The 2,731-nt window shown below is 42.7% G+C and carries 3 protein-coding genes and 2 pseudogenes; all 5 read left to right on the top strand.

The annotated features are described in order from the left end of the window. A pseudogene (locus tag F6K20_RS32970) lies at positions 1–1,015 on the top strand (hypothetical protein); the annotation flags it as partial. 263 nt (positions 1,016–1,278) lie between these two features. Then, a complete protein-coding gene (locus tag F6K20_RS32975) occupies positions 1,279–1,419 on the top strand; it encodes a hypothetical protein (protein ID WP_154659778.1) in 141 nt (46 codons plus the stop codon). Between the two features lie 75 nt (positions 1,420–1,494). Continuing rightward, entirely contained in the window at positions 1,495–1,701 is a 207-nt protein-coding gene (locus F6K20_RS32980) for a hypothetical protein (RefSeq protein WP_008184105.1), read from the top strand. A 53-nt stretch (positions 1,702–1,754) separates the two neighbouring features. Beyond that, positions 1,755–1,958: pseudogene (locus tag F6K20_RS32985) on the top strand (ParE family toxin-like protein). A 323-nt stretch (positions 1,959–2,281) separates the two neighbouring features. Further along, positions 2,282–2,731 (top strand): Uma2 family endonuclease (locus F6K20_RS32990; protein WP_287297571.1); only part of this gene is annotated, 450 nt, incomplete at its 3' end.

Here is a 2,731-nt window from a genome sequence, read left to right on the forward strand (position 1 = left end):
ATTGATTGCTCATGAATTGACCCATGTGGTGCAGCAAACTGGTAGTACAGTACAGCGATCGCAATCGCAGAAGATTGGAAGAGTCTTCGACGAAGTAAAGCAGTTATCTTCTCCAGTCATTCAGAGAGCTCAGGCATGGACACGACGGGCAGATGATAACTTTGACAGCTTTGTCTTAGAGCTAGACAAACTTGTAAATAATCTTGCCGACAATATCCTAAAAAATCCCCTCAGAATTCCAGATGTAGATGGTTACACAAAACGATGGATAGCTCTAGTTACATCATTTACGGATACATACAAGATGAGTGGCAGCTTGGATGATGCCCTTAAAAAGGAGCCATTCATTTATGCATCCTACGGTTATGCAGTTGAATCCCTAACTAATGCTTCAATAAAAACAAACAAACTTGACCCCTATCTGCCAACAGGAATGCAGATTGTACTTCAGGGGACACGGGGTCATACTCGACCAGATCTTGTTATTAAGGAGCAATTAACTGACAAGGATATCGCTTGGTTTGACATTACAGCATCACAAAGCGAGGCACACATAGATCAGAAGACAGGTAGTGGTTGGTCTAATCGCCCATATGTGGCTGAGGTAACCTATCCGTCTTTAACTAGGAAAAGTCTTGAGGAATTAGCTGACGCAGTGCTTAAAAATCATCTATCACCTCAGGAATTGGAAGACTTGAAAAAACTTGTGGAAGCACATAAATTTGAACAAGATAAGCAATTAAATAAGGCAGCTGACTTAGTTAAGCAAGCAGTAGACTCGGTGCAATATCAAACAAATATGGCAAAGAGAAGGACAGAATTTGAAACAGAAATGGCACGATTGCTTGGCGAAACGAAGAAATTGCGTCCGCAAGAGGCAAAAGGATGGATTACTGTGGTACATTCTAGGTTAGGTTACTCCTACACCAAACTTGCCGCAGAAGCTGGTTACAAAGGTGAAACCGCCAGAGGACCCAATACAGAGCGAGCAGCGAGTATTATATATAGTCTATGATCAAACATGATTACGCCTCGCTTAGGATATTGCTCTGTCTAGAAAGTTGTATCTGGAGCCAGCAGTTCTTGACTAACTAACCTGCGGAATGTGGAATTACTCCACTAAGTGTTTCCCTAAAACCTAACACCTTAATAATGCGATCGCATAAGCGCGGAAGCTGAGGCCTTTCGGCCACGCTTTGCGAACGCTTCCGGAGCGTAGCGTGGCCTACGGCCAATCGCTTTTGTCGGGTGGGCAAATGGACATAATTCCGGATTCAATTGCCAAACTCTCATTATTTGCCCACCCTACGCTACTGTGGAACGGGCAACCCTACTGTGGAACGGGCATCTTGCCGTGGAATGGGCATCTTGCCCGTTAAAATCTTCCGGCGGGCAGGATGCCCGTTCCACTCCTATTAATCCCGCCCCTCAGCAATGCCAAAAAATAAGTAGTCCCCGGTATAATTTGAATATATCTGTCAAAAATTAGGGCTTATGAATAAGAGTGACTTAGGGGAAATTGAACGTGCTGTCAGTCAACTTTCTAGGGAGGATCTAGCCAAATTTCGGGCTTGGTTTGCAGAATTTGATGCAGCAAATTGGGATCGACAATTTGAGACAGATGTTGCGGCTGGTAGACTTGATGCCCTAGCAGATAAAGCACTGAAAGATTCACGACAAGGAAATTGTACTGATTTGTGAAACATCTTGCTACACCTGATTTTTGGTATTCTTATCGACACCTACCATCGTAAATCCAAGAACTTGCCGATAGATGTTATGAGTTGCTCAAACAAGATCCTCGATATCCCTCACTACATTTCAAGAAAGTAGGTCGGTTTTGATCAGTTCGAGTAGGTTTACATTACAGAGCGATTGCGGTGGAAAAGGATAATGATCTAGTTTGGTTTTGGATCGGAACACACGCCGAATATGACAAAATATTAGGCTCAAAGTAGCGTACGCCTAGACTTGTAGTGCTTAGGCTCAAGTCCGGTGGGCAAATGGACATGATTCCTAATTAAATTGCCAAACTATCATAATTTGCCCACCCTACCCCTGAGGTTAGCAAATCCACTACCGTCTACCCTGTTGTTAATTGGTTTATCGGTTAAAATTGTAGAGCAAGTCAAAAAAATCTTAACCTGCTGAATAGGTGACAAGCAAGACCGATCGCCTGATTTTGTAGGGTGGGCAAATGGGCATCAGAGCTGATGAAATGATCAAATTCTCAAAATTTGCCCACCCTACCCCTACTGGCACAATTGGAGACAACCCTGAAATGGTACAATCACAACCAAAAATACTGACATTGGAGGAGTTTCTGAAACTACCGGAAACAAAGCCTGCTAGTGAGTACCTTGATGGAAAAATTATTCAGAAGCCCATGCCTCAAGGAAAACATAGTCGTCTTCAAGGAGAACTAATACCCGCAATCAATAGTTTGGTAAAAGCTAAAAAAATTGCTTGCGCTTTTCCTGAATTACGTTGTACCTTTGGGGGTCGCTCAATAATACCTGACATTTCAGTATTTCTTTGGAACCGAATTCCCTGTGATGATAATGGAGAAATTGCCAATGTATTTAACCTGACTCCAGATTGGACTATTGAAATCTTATCTCCAGACCAAAGTCACACAAAAGTAACCAAAAATATTCTTCATTGCCTCAAGCATGGAACCCAGATCGGTTGGTTGATTGACCCAGAGGAAAAAACTGTGTTTGTTTACCAT

Source organism: Moorena sp. SIO2C4 (assembly GCF_010672485.1).
In the GTDB taxonomy this organism is placed as follows: Bacteria; Cyanobacteriota; Cyanobacteriia; order Cyanobacteriales; family Coleofasciculaceae; genus Moorena; species Moorena producens.

Excerpts from the sequence above, each read along its gene's own strand:
- F6K20_RS32980 (WP_008184105.1), top strand. The coding sequence starts at position 1,495 with ATGAATAAGAGTGACTTAGGGGAAATTGAACGTGCTGTCAGTCAACTT.